At 61.3% G+C, this 23,197-nt stretch carries 24 protein-coding genes; 12 read left to right on the top strand and 12 right to left on the bottom strand.

Annotated features, from left to right (window positions below; genetic code table 11):
* The first annotated feature begins 41 nt into the window (after positions 1 to 41).
* The 5 genes from argA to AC1DVV_RS06090 all read left to right on the top strand — a co-directional run bounded on the left by argA (position 42) and on the right by AC1DVV_RS06090 (position 4,690).
* Positions 42 to 1,391 carry an amino-acid N-acetyltransferase gene (argA, locus tag AC1DVV_RS06110; protein ID WP_457282738.1) on the top strand — a complete coding sequence of 450 codons (1,350 nt, stop codon included), beginning with the start codon at positions 42 to 44 and terminating at the stop codon, positions 1,389 to 1,391.
* 71 nt (positions 1,392 to 1,462) lie between these two features.
* Entirely contained in the window at positions 1,463 to 1,711 is a 249-nt protein-coding gene (locus tag AC1DVV_RS06105; RefSeq protein ID WP_457282737.1) for a DUF1272 domain-containing protein, read from the top strand.
* Complete coding sequence (locus AC1DVV_RS06100) at positions 1,708 to 2,340, top strand: LysE family translocator (RefSeq protein ID WP_477667326.1); 633 nt, start codon at positions 1,708 to 1,710, stop codon at positions 2,338 to 2,340. The genes AC1DVV_RS06105 and AC1DVV_RS06100 overlap by 4 nt, the downstream gene beginning before the upstream one ends.
* Positions 2,341 to 2,507: 167 nt before the next feature.
* Positions 2,508 to 4,214 (top strand): PAS domain-containing hybrid sensor histidine kinase/response regulator, encoded by a 1,707-nt coding sequence (locus AC1DVV_RS06095; RefSeq protein WP_477702599.1) that lies wholly within the window; start codon positions 2,508 to 2,510, stop codon positions 4,212 to 4,214.
* Entirely contained in the window at positions 4,211 to 4,690 is a 480-nt protein-coding gene (locus AC1DVV_RS06090; protein ID WP_477702598.1) for a response regulator, read from the top strand. The genes AC1DVV_RS06095 and AC1DVV_RS06090 overlap by 4 nt, the downstream gene beginning before the upstream one ends.
* A gap of 55 nt (positions 4,691 to 4,745) precedes the next feature.
* Here AC1DVV_RS06090 and AC1DVV_RS06085 read toward each other — a convergent pair whose 3' ends face one another.
* The gene (locus tag AC1DVV_RS06085; RefSeq protein WP_477702597.1) at positions 4,746 to 5,657 is read right to left on the bottom strand and encodes a LysR family transcriptional regulator; all 912 of its coding nucleotides are present in this window, start codon (positions 5,655 to 5,657) and stop codon (positions 4,746 to 4,748) included.
* Positions 5,658 to 5,781: 124 nt separating this feature from the next.
* Here AC1DVV_RS06085 and gstA point away from each other — a divergent pair, with 124 nt between their 5' ends.
* Both gstA and AC1DVV_RS06075 read left to right on the top strand, forming a co-directional pair.
* Positions 5,782 to 6,390, top strand: a complete 609-nt coding sequence (gene gstA, locus AC1DVV_RS06080; protein WP_477667324.1) for a glutathione transferase GstA — start codon at positions 5,782 to 5,784, stop codon at positions 6,388 to 6,390.
* Positions 6,387 to 7,484 carry an NAD(P)H-dependent flavin oxidoreductase gene (locus AC1DVV_RS06075; protein WP_477702596.1) on the top strand — a complete coding sequence of 366 codons (1,098 nt, stop codon included), beginning with the start codon at positions 6,387 to 6,389 and terminating at the stop codon, positions 7,482 to 7,484. Before gstA ends, AC1DVV_RS06075 begins: the two co-directional genes overlap by 4 nt.
* 76 nt (positions 7,485 to 7,560) lie before the next feature.
* Here the strand turns inward: AC1DVV_RS06075 and AC1DVV_RS06070 are convergent, their stop codons facing one another.
* The 5 genes from AC1DVV_RS06070 to AC1DVV_RS06050 all read right to left on the bottom strand — a co-directional run bounded on the left by AC1DVV_RS06070 (position 7,561) and on the right by AC1DVV_RS06050 (position 14,730).
* Complete coding sequence (locus AC1DVV_RS06070; protein ID WP_477702595.1) at positions 7,561 to 10,749, bottom strand: error-prone DNA polymerase; 3,189 nt, start codon at positions 10,747 to 10,749, stop codon at positions 7,561 to 7,563.
* 7 nt (positions 10,750 to 10,756) lie between these two features.
* The gene (locus tag AC1DVV_RS06065) at positions 10,757 to 12,202 is read right to left on the bottom strand and encodes a Y-family DNA polymerase (protein WP_477702594.1); all 1,446 of its coding nucleotides are present in this window, start codon (positions 12,200 to 12,202) and stop codon (positions 10,757 to 10,759) included.
* A complete protein-coding gene (gene imuA, locus AC1DVV_RS06060; protein ID WP_457282728.1) occupies positions 12,162 to 13,007 on the bottom strand; it encodes a translesion DNA synthesis-associated protein ImuA in 846 nt (281 codons plus the stop codon). Before imuA ends, AC1DVV_RS06065 begins: the two co-directional genes overlap by 41 nt.
* A 194-nt stretch (positions 13,008 to 13,201) precedes the next feature.
* Positions 13,202 to 14,002 carry a hypothetical protein gene (locus AC1DVV_RS06055; protein ID WP_457282727.1) on the bottom strand — a complete coding sequence of 267 codons (801 nt, stop codon included), beginning with the start codon at positions 14,000 to 14,002 and terminating at the stop codon, positions 13,202 to 13,204.
* Between the two features lie 221 nt (positions 14,003 to 14,223).
* Positions 14,224 to 14,730, bottom strand: coding sequence for a disulfide bond formation protein B (locus AC1DVV_RS06050; protein ID WP_457282726.1), 507 nt, complete (start codon positions 14,728 to 14,730; stop codon positions 14,224 to 14,226).
* A 246-nt stretch (positions 14,731 to 14,976) separates the two neighbouring features.
* Here AC1DVV_RS06050 and AC1DVV_RS06045 point away from each other — a divergent pair, with 246 nt between their 5' ends.
* The 5 genes from AC1DVV_RS06045 (at position 14,977) to AC1DVV_RS06025 (ending at position 17,743) form a co-directional block, all read left to right on the top strand.
* A complete protein-coding gene (locus AC1DVV_RS06045; RefSeq protein WP_457282725.1) occupies positions 14,977 to 15,387 on the top strand; it encodes a VOC family protein in 411 nt (136 codons plus the stop codon).
* Between the two features lie 87 nt (positions 15,388 to 15,474).
* Positions 15,475 to 15,750, top strand: coding sequence for a DUF2277 domain-containing protein (locus tag AC1DVV_RS06040; RefSeq protein WP_457282724.1), 276 nt, complete (start codon positions 15,475 to 15,477; stop codon positions 15,748 to 15,750).
* A gap of 168 nt (positions 15,751 to 15,918) precedes the next feature.
* Entirely contained in the window at positions 15,919 to 16,404 is a 486-nt protein-coding gene (locus tag AC1DVV_RS06035) for a low molecular weight protein tyrosine phosphatase family protein (protein WP_457282723.1), read from the top strand.
* A gap of 6 nt (positions 16,405 to 16,410) precedes the next feature.
* Positions 16,411 to 16,848 carry a T6SS immunity protein Tdi1 domain-containing protein gene (locus tag AC1DVV_RS06030; RefSeq protein WP_457282722.1) on the top strand — a complete coding sequence of 146 codons (438 nt, stop codon included), beginning with the start codon at positions 16,411 to 16,413 and terminating at the stop codon, positions 16,846 to 16,848.
* A 364-nt stretch (positions 16,849 to 17,212) separates the two neighbouring features.
* Positions 17,213 to 17,743, top strand: a complete 531-nt coding sequence (locus AC1DVV_RS06025; RefSeq protein WP_457282721.1) for a hypothetical protein — start codon at positions 17,213 to 17,215, stop codon at positions 17,741 to 17,743.
* Between the two features lie 8 nt (positions 17,744 to 17,751).
* Here the strand turns inward: AC1DVV_RS06025 and AC1DVV_RS06020 are convergent, their stop codons facing one another.
* The 6 genes from AC1DVV_RS06020 to AC1DVV_RS05995 are packed head-to-tail and all read right to left on the bottom strand — an operon-like array spanning position 17,752 to position 23,037.
* Entirely contained in the window at positions 17,752 to 18,840 is a 1,089-nt protein-coding gene (locus AC1DVV_RS06020) for a sulfate/molybdate ABC transporter ATP-binding protein (RefSeq protein ID WP_477648612.1), read from the bottom strand.
* An 11-nt stretch (positions 18,841 to 18,851) separates the two neighbouring features.
* On the bottom strand, positions 18,852 to 19,862 hold the full coding sequence (gene cysW, locus AC1DVV_RS06015; protein WP_477667321.1) for a sulfate ABC transporter permease subunit CysW: 1,011 nt from the start codon (positions 19,860 to 19,862) through the stop codon (positions 18,852 to 18,854).
* Positions 19,859 to 20,752 carry a sulfate ABC transporter permease subunit CysT gene (gene cysT / locus AC1DVV_RS06010; protein WP_457282718.1) on the bottom strand — a complete coding sequence of 298 codons (894 nt, stop codon included), beginning with the start codon at positions 20,750 to 20,752 and terminating at the stop codon, positions 19,859 to 19,861. The genes cysW and cysT overlap by 4 nt, the downstream gene beginning before the upstream one ends.
* An 11-nt stretch (positions 20,753 to 20,763) precedes the next feature.
* Positions 20,764 to 21,771, bottom strand: coding sequence for a sulfate ABC transporter substrate-binding protein (locus AC1DVV_RS06005; RefSeq protein WP_477702749.1), 1,008 nt, complete (start codon positions 21,769 to 21,771; stop codon positions 20,764 to 20,766).
* Complete coding sequence (locus AC1DVV_RS06000) at positions 21,768 to 22,367, bottom strand: RBBP9/YdeN family alpha/beta hydrolase (RefSeq protein ID WP_457282716.1); 600 nt, start codon at positions 22,365 to 22,367, stop codon at positions 21,768 to 21,770. Before AC1DVV_RS06000 ends, AC1DVV_RS06005 begins: the two co-directional genes overlap by 4 nt.
* Before the next feature lie 19 nt (positions 22,368 to 22,386).
* A complete protein-coding gene (locus AC1DVV_RS05995) occupies positions 22,387 to 23,037 on the bottom strand; it encodes a peroxiredoxin (protein ID WP_477671701.1) in 651 nt (216 codons plus the stop codon).
* Positions 23,038 to 23,197: the final 160 nt, after the last annotated feature.

Raw genomic sequence — 23,197 nt, 5'->3', positions numbered from 1 at the left:
GCTGCCCTTGACCCGCCACAACCGATCCCGAAAGCGCGCCCATGTCTGCCGTCTTCAATTTCACCTTTGTGCCCTGGTTCCGTTCAGTCGCACCCTACATACACACCCACCGCGGTAAAACGTTCGTCGTAGGCATTGCAGGCGAAGCGATTGCGGCGGGCAAGCTCCAGCACATTGCCCAGGACCTGGCACTGATCCAGAGCATGGGCGTGAAGATCGTGCTGGTGCACGGCTTTCGCCCGCAGGTCAACGAGCAGCTCAAGGCCAAGGGGCACGCCGCAAAATATTCGCACGGCATGCGTATCACGGACGAAGTCGCGCTCGACTGTGCCCAGGAAGCCGCCGGCCAGCTGCGCTATGAGATTGAGGCGGCCTTCAGCCAGGGCCTGCCCAACACCCCCATGGCCGGCTCCACGGTACGGGTGATTTCGGGCAATTTCATCACCGCGCGGCCGGTCGGCATCCTCGACGGTGTGGACTTCAAACACTCGGGCCTGGTGCGCAAGGTGGACACCGCCGCCATCGGCCGTGTGCTGGATTTCGGCGCCATGGTGCTGCTCTCGCCCTTTGGCTTCTCACCCACCGGCGAAGCCTTTAACCTGACCATGGAAGAAGTCGCCACTTCGGTGGCCATCGCCATGCAGGCCGACAAGCTGATCTTCCTGAGCGAAATTCCCGGTATACGCATCCACCACGACCAGCCCGAAAGCGAAGACAACCCCATCGACACCGAGCTGCCGCTGGCCGCCGCCGAAAAACTGCTGGCCACCCTGCCCAACGGGGAACGCCCCACCGACACCGCGTTTTACCTGCAGCACTGCGTCAAGGCCTGCAAGGCCGGCGTGGAACGCAGCCACATCCTGCCCTTCGCGGTAGACGGCGCGCTGCTCCTGGAAATCTATGTGCACGACGGCATCGGCACCATGGTGATCGATGAAAAACTCGAAGAACTTCGCGAAGCCACGGAAGACGACGTGGGCGGCATCCTGCAGCTGATCGAGCCTTTTGAAAATGACGGCACGCTCGTCAAGCGCAGCCGCACCGAAATCGAGCGTGACGCCGCCAACTACAGCATCATCGAACACGACGGCGTGATCTTTGCCTGTGCGGCGCTTTACCCCTACCCCGAAGCCAAAACGGCTGAAATGGCGGCGCTCACCGTGTCGCCGCAAAGCCAGGGCCAGGGTGACGGCGAGAAAATCCTCAAGCGTATAGAGCAACGCGCCCGCGCCGCCGGCCTGCAAAGCATCTTTGTGCTGACCACCCGCACCATGCACTGGTTCATCAAGCGCGGCTTTGTGCAGGTAGACCCAGACTGGCTGCCCGAAGGCCGCAAGCGCAAATACAACTGGGACCGCAAGAGCCAGGTGCTGGTCAAGAAGTTGTCATAGGGGCTTTCCCCTTGAACGGTTTTTCTTTAGCATCCGGTGACTCCCGTCCCATCTACACAGGAAACCCCAGCATGCTCCAGCTCCGCCCCAACTGCGAATGCTGCAACCGCGACCTGCCCGCCGAGTCGCCCGATGCCCGCATCTGCACCTTTGAATGCACGTTCTGTGTTGACTGCGTCACCACCAAGCTCAAAGGGGTCTGCCCCAACTGCGGCGGTGAATTCACCACGCGGCCGCGCCGCCCGGCCGACATGCTGGCCAAGTACCCGCCTTCGAAAGAGCGTGTTTTTAAACCTCAGGGTTGCGGAGCCGCACCATGAACACCGCCACCCTGCTGCTTTTTTCCATCGTGGCACTGGTGGCTATTGCCACGCCCGGCCCCACCGTCCTGCTGGCGCTGGCCAATGGTTCGCGCTACGGCGTGCGCCGCTCCGTGCCCGGCATGCTGGGGGCCGTGGTGTCCGACTTTGTGCTGGTAGGCGCCGTAGCTCTCGGTCTGGGTGCGCTGCTGGCGGCCTCCGAGTTCTGGTTCTCGGTGCTCAAGTGGGCAGGCGCGGTCTACCTGGCCTGGTTGGGCATTCGCCTGCTGCGCTCACGCGGCGGATTTGAAATCCCCGCCGAAGGCACTGCCGGCACGCAACACGGCAGCCGCGCAATTTTCATGAAGTCCTTCCTGGTGGCCGTGACCAACCCCAAGGGTTACCTCTTTTGCTCAGCCCTGCTCCCGCAGTTCATTGACCCGGCTGCGGCCCAGGCACCGCAATACCTCGCCATTTCGCTGGTATTCGCCGGCATCGATTTTTCCGTCATGTTCGGCTATGCCTTCATAGGCGCACGCGCAATACGCCTGCTCAAGGCCTCGGCCACACGCTGGATAGACCGCGCTTGCGGCGGCGCGCTGCTGGCGCTGGCGGGCTCGCTGGCGTTCTACCGCCGGGCAAACAGCTAGGGTCGCACGGCCCCGCTATGTGCGCTGGCGCACGGACTTTTCAGGCAAGACCTGTACACTGCCGGAGTCTTTGCAAAGACTTCACTTATCCCCGGCCAGGATTCTGGAAGCGCCGCCCATAGTCGGCGCTTCGCAGGGTCGTCGTTACTTTTACAGAAACATGGCCCATGTCACCTATTACCAGCCTGAGCGTTCTTGACGCCATTGCCAAAGCCGATGGCATAGAGGTCAAGCGCCAGGAAGCACTGCTCAAGACAGGCGCATTGCAGACGGCCATCCTGACGAGCGAAAATTTCTCGATCATCGCAACCGACGAAAAAGGCATCATCCAGCTCTTCAACGTCGGTGCCGAACGCATGCTGGGTTATATGGCGGCTGAAGTCGTCAACAAGATCAACCCCAGCGACATCCATGATCCGCAGGAAGTGATGGCCCGGGCCCAGGCGCTGAGCCTGGAGCTCGCCACCACCATCACGCCGGGTTTCGAGGCGCTGGCCTTCAAGGCCTCGCGCGGCATCGAAGACATTTACGAGCTGACCTATATCTGTAAAGACGGCAGCCGCTTTCCGGCCATCGTGTCCATCACCGCATTGCGCGACGATTTCGGCACCATCATCGGCTACCTGCTGATCGGCACCGACAACTCGGTACGCAAGCAGGTCGAAGTGGCCCTGAAGGAAGCGATGGCCGTGGCCGAAAAAGCCAATCTCGCCAAATCGGATTTCCTGTCCAGCATGAGCCACGAGTTGCGCACACCGCTCAGCGCCATCCTCGGATTTGCGCAGCTGATCGAGTCCGGCACGCCACAGCCCACGCCCTCGCAAAAACGCAGTGTGGACCAGATCCTCCAGGCCGGCTGGTACCTGCTGGAATTGATCAACGAAATCCTGGACCTGGCATTGATCGAGTCCGGCAAGCTGTCACTGTCGCTGGAACCTGTGTCGCTGGCCGAGGTCATGCTTGAATGCGAGACCCTGATCGAGTCACAGGCCGGCAAACGCGGCATTACCGTGACGTTTCCGAAATTCCCTGTGCCCTGCTTCGTGAATGCCGACCGCACCCGGCTCAAGCAGGTATTGATCAACCTGCTGTCGAACGCCATCAAGTACAACACCAGCAGCGGAACAGTCGTACTCAACTGCGTGGATCTGCCTCAAAAGCGCATCCGCATCTGCATTGAAGACACGGGCGAAGGCCTGAATCCGGCCAAGATCGATCAGCTTTTTCAGCCTTTCAACCGCCTGGGCCAGGAGGCCAATACCGAACAGGGCACAGGCATTGGCCTGGTGATGACCAAGCGACTGGTCGAGTTGATGGGTGGCGTCATCGGCGTGGAAAGCGTTGTCGGAAAAGGCAGTGTGTTCTGGATTGAAATGGACGTGACCGACGAAATTGCACTGCGAACAGAGCTGGCAGCCCTGGCACCGATCCTGCAAAGCCAGGTGGCTACCGATCCACGTGCCCATACACTTCTGTACGTAGAAGACAACCCGGCCAACCTGATGCTGGTGGAAGACCTCATCGCGCGCCGCTCCGACATCCGGCTGCTGTCCGCCCGTGACGGCATCAGCGGCATCGCGATGGCCAAGGCCTCGCAGCCGGACATCATCCTGATGGACATCAATCTGCCGGGCATCAGCGGCATCAAGGCATTGCAAATTCTGTGTGCCGATCCGTTGACGGCACACATTCCGGTGGTGGCGCTCAGCGCCAATGCCATACCCCGCGACATTGAAAAAGGCATGGAAGCCGGCTTCTTTCGCTACCTCACCAAGCCCATCAGGATCAATGAATTTATGGAAACCCTGGACCTGGCGCTGGCATTTTCCAAAACAAGGTCCACGCAGGCCCCCGTGCCGGAAAAAACCGCATGAACACCGAATTCGACATCCTGAACGGCAGTATCCTGGTGGTGGACGACCAGCCCGTCAATGTGCTGCTGCTGGAGCAGTTATTGGCAGGCACCGGCTACACCCGTGTTCGTTCAACCATGAACCCGCTGGAGGTAGCCGCGCTGCACGCGGAGCACCATTACGACCTGATCCTGCTCGACCTGAAAATGCCCGGCATGGACGGCTTTCAGGTGATGGAAGCACTCAAGGAAGACCCGCACGACAAATACCTCTCTGTCATCGTACTGACCGCGGAGCCGGCCCACAAGCTGCGCGCCTTGCAGGCCGGCGCCAAGGATTTCATCAGCAAACCGTTTGACCTGGTCGAAGTCAAGACGCGCATCCACAATGCGCTGGAAGTGCGCCTGCTGTATAAAAAGCTGGAAAACTACAGCAAGCTACTGGAGCTGGCCATGCAGCAGAGCACCGCAGAAACCGACGAAGCGCGAAGCCGCTAATAGCGTCTGGCTGGACCAGGCGGCCAGGCCCATCCCTCTAGTCTGCGGCCCGCATTTACTGCTTGAGCTTTTCAAGCAGGAAGTCGATGAACAAGCGCACCCGCAAGGGCACGTGCCGCCCGTGCGGGTATAGCAATGAAAACGGCCGTGACCGCCCCGCAAAGGGCTGCAACACCTCTTGCAGCCGGCCCTGGCGCAAGTCTTCTTCGACGATAAAACGGTAAGTCTGCAGCAGGCCCGCGCCATGCCGGGCCAGCGTCACCCCGCCCAGCAGGTCTTCCGAGCAGCAATATCCACCGCTGGTTGCCACCTCCAGCTCCTTGCCTGCATCGCTGAACAGCCACGGAATTTTCTGACCGCTGCTGGGCAACAAAAACTGGATGCAGTCATGCTGCTGCAAGGCCTCCGGCGAGGTTGGGGTTCCCGCCTGCTGCAGGTACGAGGGCGCAGCCACCACCACCAGTGCGGCATCTTCCAGCTTGCGCGCGACCAGGCCTGAGTCGGGCTGTGCGCGCCCGCGTATGGCCAGGTCGTAGCCCTCGTCGGCAAAGTTGACATTGCGGTTGCTCAGGTTGACCTCAACCTGCACTGCCGGATAAAGAGCCCGAAAAGCCGGCAGCAGCGGCAGTACACGGTAGTGCCCGTAAGGCGTGGGCAGGCTGATGCGCAGCACGCCGGCGGGTACCAGTTGCTGGCCCGTGGCTTCGCGCTCGGCTTCCACCAGTTGCCCCAGGGCCTGCCGCGCCTGCTCAAAATAAGCGCGGCCGGCTTCGGTCAGCCGTATCTGCCGCGTCGTGCGCGTGAAGAGCCGCACACCCATCCTTTCCTCCAGGCGCGACACCGAGCGGCTCACAGCGGCAGGCGTGAGGCCGGCACTGGCTGCCGCCACAGTGAAGCTGCTGAGCTCCGCCGCAAGGCAAAAAAGCTCAATGCTTCCCAGCTGAAGATCATCGAATTGACGGCTCATGGCTTTGATTTTCTGTGGATTATCTATTACGCCATGTAACTTATGAAGTTAATCAACCTCCATTTATCTCGCCAGACATCATCAATAGCATGGGACCTTCCCAACTAACTTGATCAAGGAACCCATGAAACTGTTTTTCTCTCCCGGCGCCTGCTCACTGGCACCCCACATTGTTCTGAAAGAAACGCAGCAGGCCTTCAAGCTTGAAAAGGTTGACACAGGCACCCACACCACCGCAGACGGAGCTGACTATTACGCCATCAACCCCAAGGGTGCGGTGCCCGTGCTGGAGCTTGAAAACGGCGAGCGCCTGACAGAAGGCCCCATCATTGCCCAATACCTTGCCGACAAGGCAGGCCGCGCCGACCTGCTCCCGGCCGCCGGCAGCATGGACCGCTACCGCGTGATGGAGTGGCAGAACTACATCACCTCGGAGCTCCACAAAACCTTCACGCCGCTCTTCAACCCGGACCTGGACAGCAGCGCCAAGAAAACCCTGGCCAGCGTTCTGCGCAAAAAATACGAATGGGTCAACACCCAGCTGCAGTCCAAAGACTATTTGCTCGGCCAGTCCTTCACTGTGGCCGATGCCTACTTGTTTGCCGTCACAGGCTGGGCCAAGTACGTGTCGCTGGACCTGGCGGACCTGAAGCACCTGCAGGATTTCCTGGCACGTGTCGCCGGCCGCCCCGCGGTGCGCGAGGCCCTGAAGGCCGAAGGGCTGCTGGCATGAGCCGCTGGAAAACCACAGCCCTGACCCAAAGGCTGGGCTTGACGGCGCCGATTGTGCAGGGCCCCTTCGGAGGCGGCCTTTCCTCGGTTGCGCTGACCGCGGCGGTCTGCGAAAGCGGTGGGCTGGGCTCATTTGGCGTGCATCACCTGACAGGCGCGCAAATTGAAGAGACCGCGCAGGCCATACGCCTGAAAACAAAACGTCCTTTCGCCTTGAACCTGTGGGTGCCGCATGAAAAGAGCGAGGACCCGCCGCTCACAGATGCGCAGTTCGAGCAGCACCTGGCGCTGCTCACGCCCTACTTCAAGGAACTCGGTGAACCCCTGCCAACCCGGCCGGAGCGTTTCAGTCCGCGCTACGAGGACCAGGTGCAGGGCCTGCTGGCAGCCCGGCCCGCGGTTTTCAGTTTTGTATTCGGCATTCCGTCGCCGGAGATCCTGCGCCAATGCAAGGCGCTTGATATCGTGACTGTGGGTGCCGCCACAACGCCTGAAGAAGCGATAGCGCTCGACAACGCCGGCGTCGACATGGTGGTGGCAACCGGCTTTGAGGCAGGCGGGCACCGCGTGTCCTTTCTCCGCCCGCCCGAAAACTCGCTCACCGGCACACTGGCGCTGATCCCTCAAGTGGTCGACGCGATCAAGGCGCCGGTCATTGCGGCAGGCGGCATTGCCGACGGGCGCGGCATTGCAGCAGCCCTGGCGCTGGGCGCCCAGGGTGTGCAGATTGGCACGGCTTTTCTGGCCTGCGTCGAATCATCCGCCAGTGACATCCACCGCCAGAAGTTATTCAGCGCCGACGCCAGGCACACCGCCCTCACCCGCGCTTTCAGCGGGCGCCTGGCGCGCGGCATTGAAAACCGCTTCATGAACGAGTTGAAGGCGCACGAAGGCCACATTGCGCCCTACCCGGTCCAGAACTGGCTGACAGGCCAGCTCAAACCAGCTGCCATTGCCCAGGGCAGAACCGACTTGATGTCGCTCTGGTCCGGTCAGGCCGCACCCCTGCTCAGGCACCGGGATGCGAGCTCGCTGATGCAGGCGCTGCAGCAGCAAACCGACGACGCGCTAAAACGGGTTGCCGGGTCAGTCTGACCCTCAAGCAGGATTTGTCTGATGACAGTGCATGATGATGGATTGACTGAAGGTGCCTGTTTGAGGTGCAGTCACCTCAATGAAAATCGCGACTCGATGTGCCCAGCCGCCCCAGCAGCGGCGTGAGGTCTTCGAGCCGGTGCGCCACCAGGTTGCGCACCGCGCCGTAACCTTTGGTGCTGCCGCGTTCTTCACTACGCTGCCATATACCGTACACCGCCAGCAGCCGGGCGTGCAGCACCTCACCGCGTTGCGCCTCGCGCAGTGATTTCCAGATGATCACATTGACCGGCCCGGTTTCATCCTCCAGCGTGACGAAGATGGTGCCCTTGGCAGTTTGCGGCTGCTGGCGCACGGTGACGATGCCGCAGCCGGCCACCTCTTCGCCGTCGGGCAAGGCATTGAGCTCGCTGGCGCTCAGCAGGCCCCTGCGTGACAGCCGTTCCCGCAGCAAGGCCACCGGGTGGCGCCGCAGCGTGAGGCCGGTGGCCTGGTAGTCGAACAGGATGTTTTCGCCCTCGGGTGTGTCGGGCAAGGCCAGCGGTGTTTCGTGCGTGGGCACCGATTTGAGCAGGCGTGGCGCCAGTTTGATGGCCGAAGCCTCCCAGACCTGCTGGCGCCGGTGTCCGGCCAGCGGCAGCAGGGCATCGGCGGCGGCCAGCGCGTTGATTTCGAGCGTACCCAGCTGGGCGCGCGACACCAGGTCTTCCGTCGAAGTGAAAGGCGCTTGCGCCCGCGCCTCCACCAGCCGCAGTGCAGCTTCTTTGCGCAAACCGGCCACCAGGCGCAGGCCCAGGCGCACCGCCGGCTGCGTATCCGCAGGCAGCACACCCTGCGGCTCCAGCGTGCAGTCCCATTCACTGTGCATGACGTCTACCGCGCGCACCTCCACCTGGTGGCGGACAGCGTCTTGCACCAGCTGGGACGGCGTGTAAAAGCCCATGGGCTGCGAATTGACCATGGCCGCCAGAAAGCAGGCCGGCTCGTGGCGCTTGAGCCGGCAGCTCACGTAGACCAGCTTGGCAAAGCTGGCGGCGTGGCTTTCCGGAAAGCCGTAGTCGCCAAAGCCCAGGATCTGGCTGAAGATGCGCTCCGAAAATTCAGTGCTGTAGCCGTTTTTGACCATCGCATTGACAAGGCGGCCATGAAACCGGTCTACCCCGCCCTTGCGCTTCCAGGCCGCCATGGAGCGGCGTAAATCGTCGGCCTCCCCGGGCGTGAAGTCAGCGGCGATCATCGCAATCTGCATCACCTGCTCCTGGAAGATCGGGATGCCCAGCGTGCGTTCCAGGGCCGGGTTCAGCGCCGGGTATTCCGGCACGACGTCTTCGCCCCGCCGCTTTTTATCGCGTGCCTTCAGGTACGGGTGCACCATGCCGCCCTGGATGGGCCCCGGCCGCACGATAGCGACTTCCACCACCAGGTCGTAGTAATTGCGCGGCTGCAAACGCGGCAGCATGGACATCTGGGCCCGGCTTTCAATCTGGAAAACACCCACCGTGTCGGCTTCGCAGATCATGTCGTAGGTGGGTGTGTCGTCCGGCTCGATCTGGTGCATCTCCAACTGGCTGCCCCGCGTCTGGTTCACCAGCGCCAGGCAGCGCCGTATGGCCGACAGCATGCCCAGCGCCAGCACATCCACTTTCAGCAGGCCCATGGCCTCCAGGTCGTCTTTGTCCCACTGGATGATGCGGCGGTCTTCCATCGAGGCCGGCTGCACCGGCACCAGCCGCGTGAGCTTGCCCTGGGTGAGTACAAAACCACCGACATGCTGACTCAGGTGGCGCGGAAAGCCAATCAGCTGCGCCGACAGGTCAAACCATTGCAGCACCGGCCCTTCCCTGCCCTCCAGCCCGGCTTCCTTGAGTTTTTCCTGCAGCACCTCGCTGCCATCAAACCAGAAATGCTCTTTAGCGAACAGGTCAATCAGTTCAGGCGCCATTGCCAGCGCCTTGCCCACATCGCGGATCGCGCTGCGCGGCCGGTAGCTGATGACGGTGGCGGCAATGGCGGCGCGGTCGTGGCCGTATTTGCCGTAGATGTACTGGATGACTTCTTCACGCCGTTCATGTTCGAAGTCCACGTCGATGTCGGGCGGTTCACTGCGCTCGCGGCTGATAAAACGCTCAAACAGCAGCTTGCTTTCCGCCGGGTTGACAGCCGTGACGCCCAGGCAAAAACACACCACCGAATTGGCCGCCGAGCCACGTCCCTGGCAAAGGATTTCCTTTTCTCTCGCAAACCGCACGATGTCGTGCACGGTGATGAAGAACATCTCGTATTCAAGTTCCTCGATCAGCGCCAGTTCGAAACCCAGCTGCCGCCTGATCTTGTGGGGAATGTGATGCGGATAGCGTGTATGGGCGCCCTGCCAGGTCAGCCGCCGCAGCCACCGCGAAGGCGTTTCGGCCGCCGGCACCATGTCTTCCTGCGGGTAGCGGTACAGGTTGCGGATCTCATCGAGATTGAAATTGCACCGCGCCGCCACTTCCAGCGTGGCACGCAACAGGCTGGCGGGGTAAATCTCGGCCAGGCGCATGCGCGGCCGCAAATGTGCCTCGGCATTGGGCTGCAGCGCAAAGCCGCATTCGTGCACCGGTTTGCCCAGCTTGATGGCGGTCATCACATCGTGCAGCGGCTTGCGTGAGCGCTTGTGCATCAGCACATGGCCGGCCGCCACCAGCCGTATGCCGGTGCGCTGCGCCACCTCCTGCAGCTGCTGCAGGCGCAGCGCGTCGTCCAGGCCCTGCAGCAGCTCCACCGCCAGCCAGGCATTGATACCAAAAAGGCCTGCAGCCCAGGCGCAATGAGCGCAAAGCGCTTCTGTATTGATAGCACTCGCACCTGCTTCATGCAGGGGCGCGAGCAAAATTTCGCAATCCCCCAGCCGGGAGAAATCCGTTTCGCCCAGCGCGACGCGGTAGCTGCCTTTTTCCACCACGTCACCGGCCTTGCGCGCTTCGGTGATGAACTCGCACAGGTTGCCCCAGCCTGCCGCGTTGTGCGGCAGCACCACCAGCCTGAAGGCATCGGGCGCCTGCACCAAAAATTCCGCGCCCGGCAGCAGCTTGAGGCCCATCTCTTTTGCCACCTCATGCGCCCTGACCACCCCGGCCACCGAACATTCGTCGGTGATGGCCAGCGCCTTGTAGCCCAGCTCGGAAGCGCGTTCGGCCAGTTCCTGCGCGTGCGAGGCGCCACGCTGGAAGCTGAAGTTGCTCAGCGCGTGCAGTTCGGCGTAATCGGGAAGCGCGTAGGCAGGCATGCGGGCCTCAGGCAAAAAAGCCGTGCAAATACCAGGTGCGTTGCCGGCCGGCCTGGGCGGCAGAGCCCAGCCTTTCGCTGTAAACCCACAGCAAGCCGCCCTGCTGGCTGCGGTAGATGTAGTAGTCGCGAAACGCCCACGGTTTTTCACACAGGCCCGGCTCAGCGCTGCGGTTGTCGCGATCAGCCAGCAACCATTCGGCAGCCTCCAGCCGCTGCGGCCCGGCCAGGCGCGTCAGCTTGCCCTGGTACACCGGGCTGTTGCCTGCAGCTTGCAGCTTCAGCGGCTCGGGCAGCAGCCAGGCAGGGTACAAGGCTTCAGCCCGGGCTTCTGGAATGTGGGAAGTGGCTTTTCTTAAACCTTTTAGGCCTCTGGCGCCCGATGGCTTTGCGCAAGCAGCTATTGATTTAATAGCGCTTCTGGCGCTCACCCAGCGCTGCATCAGCTCGGGCCGGTGGTCGCAGCAAGGTTGCCAGGCTTGCACATTGGCATCACCCAGGCGGGCGCTGAGCCGCTCGACCAGCTCCACCACGCTGTCGCCCTGCCGGCGCGCTTCCATCAACAGGCTGCCGGTGGCGGCTGCCGAATCGGCCAGCAGCTCGGTGGCCAGCGACTGCAGCGTCAGGCTGTGCACCGGCGCCGGCAGCTTTTGCTGCGCCAGGTGCTCTGAGATGAGGCGTGCCATGTGACGCAGGTCTTGTGCGGGCTGGGCGGTGCGAATCTCGAGCTCGCCGGTCGGAGGCACATCGCGGCGTTTGTCCAGGTGCCAGATGATTTTCAGGGCGCAGAGCCCGCTCTGCCGCCCCAGCAGCCAGGCGTGCAGGTGAACCAGCAGGCGCTCAACGCCCGCCATCAGCGCGGGGCCATGGGTGACCAGTGCATTGAGCTCCAGTTTTTCCTCAAAGTGTTCGGGCAGCACTTGCCACTCATAGTCGTCGGCTACGGTGCCGCGGGCGCGGTCCAGCGCCTCCAGCAGCTCGGCGCCAAAACGCCGCGCCACGCCGTCACGCGGCAGGCGCAGCAGGTCGTCCCAGCTGCGGCAGCCAATGCGCTCCAGCACACCGAGGTGCGGGCGTGCGGCCGTCAGAGTGTGCATGGGCAGGTCGGCCACGCGTTTCTTCACCACGCCAGCTTGGCCTTCCCGCATCCGAAGACGCCCTAGCGCTATCAAAGATGTAGCACCTTGCGCACGTTCTATAAGGGCAACAGCCTGATTTGATTCAAAAAACAGCTCAATTTTCTGCGCCAGCAGCTGCATCAGCCGCGCCAGCCCGCCAAACAGGCGCAGGCTGCCCGTCACGTCCATCAGCACCGCTTCGTCGACCAGCGCCACGCGCGGCGTAAAACCCAGCGCCAGGCTGGCCACCGCCCGCTGCAATGCAGCGGCGTCCTCGCCCCACTGCTGCACCGCGTCAGTGGTGATCGAGATGCGCAATGCGATCCAGCAACGCATGGATGGGGCTCCGGGGTGAAGTAACAGGCAGCGACACCAGCGACGGCAGCAGGATGGGGGCAAGCTCTTCCCGCTTTTGCCGGGCCCTGTCGCGACTGGCTGCCAGCAGCGCTGACAGCCGGGCGGGCCGGGTGTCGAGCAGCACCGGCGCAGCCAGTGGCGGGCCGCGGCGCTTGAGCACGTGGACCAGCAGATTGCCGCCCTCCTGCACAGCGCCTTCCAGCAGCAGGCGCAGCGGCGCGGGTGACGATTCGTGTTGGGCCCGCAGCGGCCGGAACACAAACAGCAGCTTGTGGTGCGCATGCGCGGCAATCTGCAGGCGGCGCAGGTGGGCACTGCGCGCATCCGGCAGCCAGGCCAGCACGGCGGTCACGTCAGCGCACTGCAGCGCCTCTCGCGTGGCCCAGAGCAGCGAAGGCGCGTCACCGGGCTTGCCGTGAATGCTGATGAGCCGCCGCATGTCGATCTGGCGCGCGCCCAGCGCCGGGCCAAACGGCAGATAAGGCGCACCGACCAGCGCCGTCAGTTGCGCGCCAGGCTCATCCGGTGCGGCGGGCTGGTTGAGGGCCCGGGCCAGGCCGGGCGCCAGCAAACCCCATTCCTGCTGGCCCGCCTGCGGCAGCAGCAGTTCAACCAGCGCGCCCTGCGGCCAGCCTCCTCCTGGCAAGGCCAGGTCGAGCGCCGCATAACCTGTGGCCACCGTCTGCACACTCGCGCTGCCCAGTTCGCCGGCCCGCCAAACCTGGGCATTCAGGGCGTCGGCAAAGTCCGGCAAAGCGCTGGGCATTGCGGTAAGGGTGGGCATGGAAGGTGGTCCGGATCAAGCTGGATATACTGTATTTATGTACAGTATATGATCGATTCGATGCCCTGCCAACCTGCATGAAACCCGGGTACCCCAGTCGAGAATTATTCACCCCGGAGCCACCGGGAAAACCGGCACCTCCCTGCAAATCAGGATGCAGCGCGCTTGCCGGCGGTACCGCTGTTCTCGCGCGTCTAGAGTTTGGGCGGGAGTGGCCGGCCCACGTTGTGGGCGCCCTTGTCGGCCGCCTCCCAATACGCCTTGTCCAGCGTGCCGGGGTGGTTCTTGACCGGGGTGCCGACCGGCACATTGCCAGGGCGCTGAACGCCCTCCACCGAATAGGTTTTCAGCTTGGGCTTCTCGGTGGTGGAGGGGTTGAGCTCATGAAACTCGTGCGCCACCTTTGAAGGGTTTTGGGGAGACAACTTTTGGCCACGAACACTCGCCAGCGTTTCAATGTGCGTCATGCACCGCGTCGTGTAGGGGTCGGGTGCCTCACCGAACAGGTGAAACACGCCGTGCTGCTGACGTTCGCTCGTCATCTGCTTGAGCTTCCAGAGCTCGAACACCGACACCTTTGCGCGCATCGCCTCCTTGGAGTCATAGCGGTATTCCCGTCCCTTCTTGCGATCGCTTTCTGGGGCCGGACGCGCCAGGAAGCGGTCCCTGTGCTCGGTCGGTGTATGGCTGCCATAGGCCAGGTTCGAGTAAGGCTTGGACTCGTCTATGCCGGTCAGCTGGTTCACGGCGCCAAACTTTGGCAAATCTGTACGGGGTGGGCCACTGCCCATCCGGAAATCTTCGTAATGACCCCACGAACCCCGTCCGTATTTGACGGTCATGTGTTCCGGCTGTTGTGGATTCGTCGTGTTTCTCCACGTGGAGAACTTGACCGGCACCACCGGCTGGTTTCCCAGGAAATAGGCACTGGCAGCGGCACCGGCACTCGCCAGGACCGGGAAGCCAAAGCGCGATAACACCCTTCCTGCTGCCATGGGGACCATCCTTGTGCCGCAGCGCGGCAATGTTGATGAGCTGACCTTCCGGTAAAACCGGCGACTGGATATTCAGTCTAGTCATGGCGCGCGGCTGGCGCCATCCCCTTTTTCAGGTGAAAAATTACATGCTTCGGCTATGGGTGCGTCGCTGCGGCCCTCAAGCTCGCAGCATGAGCTGGCCGGGGGCAATGCGCCGCCAAACTGGCGATGTGGTCGATTCAGCGCTTGCGCGCCTGGCGTGCGATCAGCAGCAAGCCCACGACCGCAATAGCCACAAAACACAGGAAAGACCAGTTGGCAATCGAGCCGCCCAGAAAGGTCCAGTCGATCTTGGTGCAGTCGCCGCTGCCCTTGAAGATCATGGGAATGGCGCGTTTGAGCGGAAAGGTTTCAATCATTCCGTAAAAGTCGCGGCCGCAAGAGGCAATTTCAGGCGGATACCACTGCAGGAAACTTTGGCGCGCCGCCACAAAAGCACCAAAACCCGAGAGCAGCACCATCAGGCCTGAACCGGCGATCAGCAGGCCCCGGCTTTTGGCGATGGCCGTCACGCCCGCCACCACCGCCACCAGCACCAGCGCATACCGCTGCACGATGCACATCGGGCAAGGCTCCAGGCCTACCACGTGCTGCAGGTACAGGCCAAAAGCCAGCATGGCCACGCAGGCCACGGCGATCAGCGCCAGCATGCGGCGCGGCATGGCGTCGAAATACGTCAAAAACATCAGGGAGCCCTCTTTTTTCTGGATGAATTATGAATTGTCCAGGGGTTCGGGCGTTTGGTGCCGGATAAGTTCCCTTCGGCGATACATGCAGGGCAGATTCTTCGCCGCTTACCCATCCCTGTCGCTCCCGCCCCCTGGTCCCCTCTCGCCCTAATTTGCCAGCGTTTGTCCTACAGATGGGCAACCCCGGCGGGCGTAGATTTTCAGGACGTCAGTTTTTTTGAAGATCCCAGAAAGGACCCCATGATGGAAATACACCGAGGACGACTCATCGACCATGTTCACCTGCGCGCCCATGACCTCACGGCCAGCAAGCGCTTTTACCGCGCTGTGCTGAAGTCACTGAACAAAGAAAGTGCCATCCAGGAAGCCGACGACCATTTCTCAGGCGACGAGTTGTGGATAGACCAGGCCGACGGCCCCACCTCGCATGTTCATCTGGCTTTCCGGGCCAAAGACCACGCAGAGGTCAAAGCCTTCTACGAAGCCGCCCTGGCCGCAGGCGGCACCGACAACGGCGCGCCAGGCGAACGCAAATACCACCCCGGCTACTACGCCGCCTTTGTGCTGGACCCGGACGGCAACAACATCGAAGCGGTGTACCACGGGCCTTTTGTGGCGTCGGCTGAGTCGGTGGTGATCAAGCCTGCGGAGTAGATAAAACCAAGACGGGCGAAGGGGTTGCGGCTGGCGGCAAAATGCACTTTGGAATGATTTCCAAGTCTTTTGCTTCAAGGAGCTGCCATGTGCCGCAACATCAAGACCCTGTTCAACTTCGAGCCGCCGGCCACGGAGCTGGAAATCCGCGACGCTTCGCTGCAGTTTGTGAGGAAGCTCAGCGGGTTCAGCGTGCCCTCCAAGGCGAACGAAGCCGCATTCGATCGCGCTGTGGAAGAGGTGGCAGCCTCTGCGCGGGTTCTCATCCGCTCACTGGTGACCAATGCCGAGCCTCGCAACCGGGAGGTGGAAGCAGAACGGGTGCGTGCCAGGTCGGCGCTGAGGTTTGGCGCGAGTCAGTAAACGAGGCGCTCTTTTCAAGGTCTCAGCTCATACCGCTGGAATCAGCTCCGGCCGCACGGTAGCGTCTATCACGATGGTGGCTCAGCTTCCCATTGGGTTGGCTGGAGGCTCGTCGCTCCATAAAAAGACTGATATAAATCAGCTCTACAAAAACAAGTATGAGCGCGCATGACGACCAAAGACGATTTGCCGAGGGAGAAACGCTGGAAAGACCTGTACATCCGGTCAAAGAAAGTTGCGCGTGCAGAGCAATTGGGCCTCGATTACCCTCGCACAACTGCAAAGCAACTTGTGCAGAAGGAAGAAACCGCCCGCAGCACTGAACGCCTGAAGGTATTGTTCGTTTGCAGCCGTAATCAATGGCGAAGCCCGACAGCAGAACAACTCTGGCGCAAACACCCCCAACTGGTAACTCGCTCGGGTGGTACGAGCCCTAATGCGCGCCATACGGTTTCAGTCGATGACATCCGTTGGGCTGACGTGGTTCTCGTCATGGAAGAAAAACACAAATCAAGACTGACCTCGGAGTTCACACGACTGCTTGACGGCAAATCTGTTCATGTTCTTGATATCCCTGACGACTACAAGTTCATGGACAAGGAACTGATAGAAATGCTCGAGCAATGTGTTCCAAGCATCCTTGGCATCGAGTGACAGACGATGGATCTACTCGAGGAGATCAAGGAGTCCTGGTACTGGGTTGGTCTCGATCCACTACAGCTTGTCGCCGAAAATGACTTTGGCAATCTACTGATAAAGGATCATTCAGGTCGCTACTGGCGCCTATGCCCCGAGGACTGTTATTGCGAAATCGTGGCTTGGGATGAAGCTTCTTACGACACGCTCGTCAATGATCCGGAGTTCAAGAAAGACTGGTTGATGGCAGCTCTGGTCAGGATTGCGAATGAAAAGCATGGCCCTCTCGTTGACGGGCGTAAATACTGTCTGGTGGTGCCTGGAATCCTGGGCGGGGCTTACGACATTTCCAATATCAAAACTGCCCCACTGTCCGAGATTGTGAGACGGTCCGGCGACCTTTCAAGGCAAATACGGGATTTGCCGGACGGTGCCAAGATCCGGTTAAAAGTGGTTGATTAGAGGTCGCATCGGAAGAGTCCACAGCGCCCCTCCACAAACACCTTCGCCTTGCGCGGCGTCACCACCAGCATGTCGCCTTCGCGCAACCGTTGCGGCGCCTCTTCGACATCACAAAACCCAGATAGAGCCTGTCAGTTGATGATTTTTCAGGCACAGTGATGCCTGAATGTGCTCTCACCATTTATCCGACAAGGGAAACTTGAGCGGCGACTTTGGCAAAATCAATGCCGGCTCATTTATTCAACATAGTGGGTCAACTCCATGTCAGTAAACAGTTTTTTCAAGTTTGGCGCGCCGTTTTATTTCGCAGGCCGCCACGTTATTCTGCGGTTTTGCGGGATATATCAGAGTTAGGCGTCGCAGAATGCGCTTCCGCACTTTTCTTGTGACTGGAGTTGAAGTCCTCGAGCTTGGAGGGCAGCACTGGCAAAGCAATGCCTGGCCTCCAGAACACTGGCGAGAACATAAGGGTCGCTTTCGCTTGTTCACGATAGCGATCGATGAGCAACTTTCCAGCGCGCTGAAGTCCAAGAACTACGGCGGTCTTGTCGAAGGAATTGTTGTAGCTCTTGAAGTCGCCTCCTTTGACCAATGGCCAGAGACCACGTTCACGAAGATAAACACGCCTCCTTCGTTCAAAACCAAGAGTAGAGACCTTTGGTGCTATGCCAAGCTCGACTGGATGAGTATTCAGAACCTCACCCTCAAGCAGCAATTCAAGGCGTACACCGAAGCAGTCATCGAAGCACTTGATCGAATCAACATCGCCAAGCGCAAGCCCAAGGGATTTCTCGCAGAGGATTGCTCAAAAGATCTGCGTCATATCCTGGGAACCTTGAAAGCGTCAACTCTCACACGGTCCGGTCGACTCAAGGATGACGCGAGCAATGCCTAATTCAGGCGTTACCCCTCCACAAACACCCTCGCCTTGCGCGGCGTCACCACCAGCATGTCGCCTTCGCGCAAGCCCATCTCGGCAAATTGCTGCGAGGTCATCTGGGCTTCGATGATCGAGTCGCCCGAGACGTTGCCCTTTTGTTCGTAGCCTTCGGCGGGAATCAGTTCCAGCCGCGCGATCGGGCCGATCACGATGGCGCGTTCCAGGTGGGCGACGATGCCTTCGGCGCCTGGGGCATAGCGCTGCACATCCAGGTCGTGCGGGCGCACATAGGCAAAGGCCTTGGCGTCCTGCGCGCCGGCGTGTTCGGGTGAGTTGAGCCGCAGGCCTTCAAGCTGCACTTCGCCTTCGTGCGCGCGGCCGTGGAACAGGTTCACGTCACCGAGAAAGCCGTACACAAACGGGCTGGCCGGGTGGTCCCACACCTCTTGCGGGGATCCGATCTGCTCGACCTTGCCCTGGTTCATCAGCACCACGCGGTCGGCGACTTCCAGCGCTTCTTCCTGGTCGTGCGTCACAAAAATGCTGGTGACATGCAGGTCGTCGTGCAGGCGGCGCAGCCAGCGGCGCAGCTCCTTGCGCACCTTGGCGTCGAGTGCACCGAAGGGTTCGTCGAGCAGCAGCACCTTGGGTTCCACCGCCAGCGCGCGGGCCAGGGCAATGCGCTGGCGCTGCCCGCCCGAGAGCTGCGACGGAAAGCGCTCAGCCAGCCAGTCGAGTTGCACGAGGTTGAGCAGCGAATGCACTTTTTCCTTGATCTGCGCTTCGCTGGGCCGCTGGCCGCGCGGCTTGACGCGCAGGCCGAAGGCCACGTTTTCAAAGACGGTCATGTGGCGGAACAGGGCGTAGTGCTGGAAGACAAAACCGACCTGGCGCTCTCGCACATGCACGTCGGTGGTGTCTTCGCCGCTGAAGAGGATGCTGCCGCGGTCAGCGGTTTCCAGCCCGGCAATGATGCGCAGCAGCGTGGTCTTGCCGCAGCCCGAGGGGCCAAGCAAGGCGACCAGTTCGCCGGATTGAATGTCCAGGCTGACGTCGCCCAGTGCCTGGAAGTCGCCAAAATGTTTGCTGACGTTGCGGATTTCGATGCTCATGATGTTTTCCTTTAGCGAGCGGCTGCCACGGCGGCCCCGTCAACGGGACTCTGCGGGCGCTCAGGCGGCAAATCGGCCGCGGCTTTCATTTCTGCTTCGTGGCGCCATTCGGCCACCGACTTGATGACCAGCGTGACCAGCGCGAGGATGGCCAGCAGCGATGCCACGGCGAATGCAGCCACCGACTGGTATTCGTTGTACAGAATTTCCACATGCAGCGGCAACGTGTTGGTCTGCCCGCGGATGTGGCCCGACACCACCGACACCGCGCCAAACTCTCCCATGGCCCGTGCGTTGCACAAAATCACGCCATACACCAGGCCCCATTTGATGTTGGGCAGGGTCACATGCCAGAAAGTCTGCCAGCCGGTAGCGCCCAGCACGATGGCGGCCTGCTCTTCGTCGTTGCCCTGCGCCTGCATCAGCGGAATCAGCTCACGCGCGATGAACGGAAACGTCACGAACACGGTGGCCAGCACAATGCCGGGCACGGCAAAGATGATCTTGATGTCATGCGCCAGCAGCCACGGCCCGAACCAGCCCTGCGCACCGAAGATCAGCACGTAGATCAGGCCAGCCACCACGGGCGACACGGAAAACGGCAAGTCAACCAGCGTCGTCAATACCGATTTGCCGCGGAATTCGTACTTGGCAATCGCCCAGGCCGCGGCCACGCCAAACACCAGGTTCAGCGGCACGGCAATCGCCGCGGCAATCAAGGTGAGCTTGATGGCCGACCAGGCGTCGGGCTCCTGCAGCGCGGCAATGTAGGCGCCAAAGCCCTTGCGCAGGCCTTCGGTGAACACGGCGGCCAGCGGCAGGATCAAAAACAGGAACACAAACAGCAACGCCACCGTGATCAAGGTGTAGCGCACCCAGCGTGCTTCGGTGGTGCCGGCGGTGACACGGCGTTTAATGGAGGAGGAAGCAGTCGAGCGCAGCGAAGGGCCGCCCCGAGCAAGCTCAGCCCCCTCGGGGGGCAGCGCAGTACGCGAAGCGACAAGCGTGGGGGCCTGTTTCATGCTGGGGCTCCCGCGTTTCGGCGCTGCCAGGCCTGCAGGCCGTTAATGACCAGCAGCAGCACAAACGACACCAGCAGCATGACCACCGCCACGGCAGTTGCGCCGGCGTAGTCGTATTGCTCCAGCTTGCCAATGATGATGAGCGGCGTGATTTCAGAAATCATGGGCATGTTGCCCGCGATGAAGATGACCGAGCCGTATTCGCCGATCGCCCTTGCGAACGCCATGGCAAAGCCAGTCAGCAAGGCAGGCGTGATGTGCGGCAGGATGACCTTGGTGAAAATCTGCAGGCGCGTGGCGCCCAGCGAGGTGGCGGCTTCTTCGAGTTCTTTCTCGGCGTCTTCCAGCACTGGCTGCACCGTGCGCACCACAAACGGCAGGCCGATGAAAATCAAAGCGATCACCACCCCAGCCGGCGTAAATGCCAACTTGATGCCCATGGGTTCGAGGTACTGACCGATCCAGCCGTTGCCGGCCAGTAAAGCCGTGAGCGAAATACCGGCCACAGCGGTCGGCAAGGCAAACGGCAGGTCCACCAGCGCATCGACGATTTTTTTGCCCGGGAATTTGTAGCGCACCAGCACCCAGGCCAGCAGCAGGCCAAACACCAGGTTCACGAGCGCAGCGATCAGCGATGCCCCAAACGTGAGTCGGTAAGACGCCAGCACGCGTGGCGATGTCACCGCGGTGACGAACTGGTCCCAGCTCAGCGTGAACGTTTTGAAAAACAGCGCGGAGATCGGGATCAGCACGATCAGGCTCAGGTACAGCACGGTGTAGCCCAGCGTGAGGCGGAAACCGGGCAGCACGCGCTTTGCGGCGCGTTTGCTACCCGCAGGAACACCCGGCACCACCGCGGAAGGCGGTGCCACAGAAGACAAGGCAGTCATGGTGGTGCGGTCTACTTGACGGTGTACAGCTTGTCGAACTGGCCGCCGTCGTTGAAGTGCACTTTTTGCGCTTCACCGAGGCTGCCGAATACGTCTTGCACCGTGAAGAGCTGCAGCGGCTTGAAAGTACCGGCGTATTTTTTCAGGATGGCCTGCGAGCGCGGGCGCAATGCATGGCGTGCGGCAATTTCCTGGCCTTCGTCTGAGTAAAGGTAGTTCAGGTAGGCCCTGGCCAGATCGGCCGTGCCCTTCTTGGCCACGGTGCGCTCCACCACCGCCACCGGGTTTTCCGCCACGATGCTGATGGACGGGTAGACCGCGTCCACCTTGCCTTCGCCGAATTCCTTGTTCACCGACAGCACTTCAGACTCAAAGGTAATCAGCACGTCGCCGATATTGCGTTGCAGGAACACGGTGGTCGCGTCGCGCCCGCCCTTGCCCAGCACCGGCACGTTTTTGTAGAGCTTGCCGACAAACTCGGCGGCTTGCGCATCGGTAGCGCCCTTCTTCTTGGCATATCCCCATGCGGCCAGGTAAGCATAGCGGCCATTGCCGCCGGTTTTCGGGTTCACCAGAATCACCTGGATGCCGGGCTTGATGAGGTCGTCCCAGTCCTTGATGCCCTTGGGGTTGCCGTTGCGCACCAGGAACAGCATGGTGGACGTGGTGGGTGATGCGTTGTCCGGAAACTTCTTCGTCCAGTCTTTGGCGACCACGCCGGCGCCGGCCAGGAAGTCGACGTCGGTCGAGGTGTTCATGGTCACCACATCGGCGTCCAGGCCATCGGCCACAGAGCGTGCAATGGCACTGGAGCCGCCGTGCGACTGGTCGATCTTGATGTCTTTGCCTGCGGTCTTTTTGTAGTGGGCAATGAAAGCGGCGTTGTATTCCTTGTAAAACTCGCGCGCCACGTCATACGAGCCATTGAGAAGCGTTTGTGCCGAAGCCGTGCCGGAGAACGAAGCGCCCGCGGCCAGTGCCAGCGTTGCAAGCGCGATTTTTATTTTTGAAGAAGTCATGCCGTTTCCAGGGATCCAAAAGAAGAAGACGAAGAATTTGCCGAAGAAGAAAAGTCAAGACGGGGCGCCGTCAGCGATGCATCACCTGCCAGCGACTGCAACAGCGCAATGCCCAGCGGCCATTCGCCGTGGCCCGACTCCACATTGATGTGGCCGGCGTCCTGCATGCGCACAAATTCGCTGCCCCAGGCGCGGGCATAGGCACCGGCCAGGCGCACCGGGCAATACGGGTCGTTGCTGCTGGCCACCAGCACGCTGCGGTAAGGCAGCTTCTGGTAGGGCACGGGCGCAAAGTCGCTCAGCACGGCGCGGCGCTCCGGGTCCGCCGGCGCCACCAGCAAGGCGCCATGAATACGCTCTGCCGCCTCCGGCGGCAGATGCGTGGTGGCAATGCAGCCCAGGCTGTGCGCCACGATCACGACCGGCTCGTCCTGCAGCACGATGGTGTTGGCCAGCGACGCGACCCAGGCCTTGCGCGAAGGCGTGATCCAGTCGTCCTGGCGCACGCGCACCGCATTGCTCAGGCGTTCGGCCCACAGGCTTTGCCAGTGGCCGGGGCCCGAGTCACGCCAGCCAGGGACGATGATGAACCGCACTTCGCGTGAACCCGTCTGATTACTTGTTGGGTTGCGGCGTGACGCGCAGGTACGGCTTGATGGCCTTGAAGCCCTTGGGGAAACGCTGGGCAAGTTCAGCCGGGTCTTGCAGGCTGGGCACGATGATCACGTCGTCGCCGTCTTTCCAGTTCACCGGCGTGGCCACCTTGTAGCCGTCGGTCAGCTGCAGCGAGTCGATGACGCGCAGGATCTCGTCGAAGTTGCGGCCCGTGCTGGCGGGGTAGGTAAACGTGGTGCGGATGGCCTTTTTCGGGTCAATGATGAACACGCTGCGCACGGTGGCCGTGGGGCCGGTGCTCAGGGCGTTCGGGTGAATCATGTCGTACAGGTTGGCCACCTTGCGGTCGGCATCGGCCAGGATGGGGAAATTCACCGTGGTGTTTTGCGTCTCGTTGATGTCGTTGACCCACTTGCCGTGGGATTCCAGCGCATCCACGCTGATGGCGATGGGTTTGACGTTGCGTTTGGCAAATTCACCGCTCAGGGCCGCGGTTTTGCCCAGTTCGGTGGTGCAGACGGGTGTGAAATCTGCTGGGTGCGAAAACAGCACCACCCAGGAATCGCCTGCCCACTGGTGAAAGGAAATCTTGCCGGCGGTGGAGTCCTGGGTGAAATCGGGGGCGGTGTCGCCGAGTCTGAGAGTGGTCATGCTGTGCTCCTTGATTGCTGATCAAAGCATTGTGGGGAGCAAGCGTTAAAACTCAAAAGAATATATCGCTCTTAATTTATCTCAATAATCGAATAACGATTCGAGAAATTGATGTTTTCGGTGCTATGTTTTTGATAGCTTCTGGCGCATGCTGTTATTG

The organism is Polaromonas sp. P3_B4 (genome assembly GCF_056402835.1).
Note: the sequence above shows the minus strand (reverse complement) of the source record. Positions and strands in the feature narration are given on the sequence as shown.

Bases quoted from the DNA above. Each gene is read 5' to 3' on its own strand.
- AC1DVV_RS06030 (WP_457282722.1), top strand. From the start codon at position 16,411: ATGGATCTACTCGAGGAGATCAAGGAGTCCTGGTACTGGGTTGGTCTC.
- gstA (WP_477667324.1), top strand. From the start codon at position 5,782: ATGAAACTGTTTTTCTCTCCCGGCGCCTGCTCACTGGCACCCCACATT.
- AC1DVV_RS06070 (WP_477702595.1), bottom strand. From the start codon at position 10,749: ATGCCTGCCTACGCGCTTCCCGATTACGCCGAACTGCACGCGCTGAGC.
- AC1DVV_RS06105 (WP_457282737.1), top strand. From the start codon at position 1,463: ATGCTCCAGCTCCGCCCCAACTGCGAATGCTGCAACCGCGACCTGCCC.
- AC1DVV_RS06040 (WP_457282724.1), top strand. From the start codon at position 15,475: ATGTGCCGCAACATCAAGACCCTGTTCAACTTCGAGCCGCCGGCCACG.
- AC1DVV_RS06095 (WP_477702599.1), top strand. From the start codon at position 2,508: ATGTCACCTATTACCAGCCTGAGCGTTCTTGACGCCATTGCCAAAGCC.
- cysW (WP_477667321.1), bottom strand. From the start codon at position 19,862: ATGAAACAGGCCCCCACGCTTGTCGCTTCGCGTACTGCGCTGCCCCCC.
- AC1DVV_RS06050 (WP_457282726.1), bottom strand. From the start codon at position 14,730: ATGTTTTTGACGTATTTCGACGCCATGCCGCGCCGCATGCTGGCGCTG.
- AC1DVV_RS06090 (WP_477702598.1), top strand. From the start codon at position 4,211: ATGAACACCGAATTCGACATCCTGAACGGCAGTATCCTGGTGGTGGAC.
- AC1DVV_RS06025 (WP_457282721.1), top strand. From the start codon at position 17,213: ATGCGCTTCCGCACTTTTCTTGTGACTGGAGTTGAAGTCCTCGAGCTT.
- AC1DVV_RS06075 (WP_477702596.1), top strand. From the start codon at position 6,387: ATGAGCCGCTGGAAAACCACAGCCCTGACCCAAAGGCTGGGCTTGACG.
- AC1DVV_RS06085 (WP_477702597.1), bottom strand. From the start codon at position 5,657: ATGAGCCGTCAATTCGATGATCTTCAGCTGGGAAGCATTGAGCTTTTT.
- AC1DVV_RS06065 (WP_477702594.1), bottom strand. From the start codon at position 12,202: ATGCGTTGCTGGATCGCATTGCGCATCTCGATCACCACTGACGCGGTG.
- AC1DVV_RS06055 (WP_457282727.1), bottom strand. From the start codon at position 14,002: ATGGCAGCAGGAAGGGTGTTATCGCGCTTTGGCTTCCCGGTCCTGGCG.
- argA (WP_457282738.1), top strand. From the start codon at position 42: ATGTCTGCCGTCTTCAATTTCACCTTTGTGCCCTGGTTCCGTTCAGTC.
- cysT (WP_457282718.1), bottom strand. From the start codon at position 20,752: ATGACTGCCTTGTCTTCTGTGGCACCGCCTTCCGCGGTGGTGCCGGGT.
- AC1DVV_RS05995 (WP_477671701.1), bottom strand. From the start codon at position 23,037: ATGACCACTCTCAGACTCGGCGACACCGCCCCCGATTTCACCCAGGAC.
- AC1DVV_RS06045 (WP_457282725.1), top strand. From the start codon at position 14,977: ATGGAAATACACCGAGGACGACTCATCGACCATGTTCACCTGCGCGCC.
- AC1DVV_RS06020 (WP_477648612.1), bottom strand. From the start codon at position 18,840: ATGAGCATCGAAATCCGCAACGTCAGCAAACATTTTGGCGACTTCCAG.
- AC1DVV_RS06100 (WP_477667326.1), top strand. From the start codon at position 1,708: ATGAACACCGCCACCCTGCTGCTTTTTTCCATCGTGGCACTGGTGGCT.
- AC1DVV_RS06035 (WP_457282723.1), top strand. From the start codon at position 15,919: ATGACGACCAAAGACGATTTGCCGAGGGAGAAACGCTGGAAAGACCTG.
- AC1DVV_RS06005 (WP_477702749.1), bottom strand. From the start codon at position 21,771: ATGACTTCTTCAAAAATAAAAATCGCGCTTGCAACGCTGGCACTGGCC.
- imuA (WP_457282728.1), bottom strand. From the start codon at position 13,007: ATGCCCACCCTTACCGCAATGCCCAGCGCTTTGCCGGACTTTGCCGAC.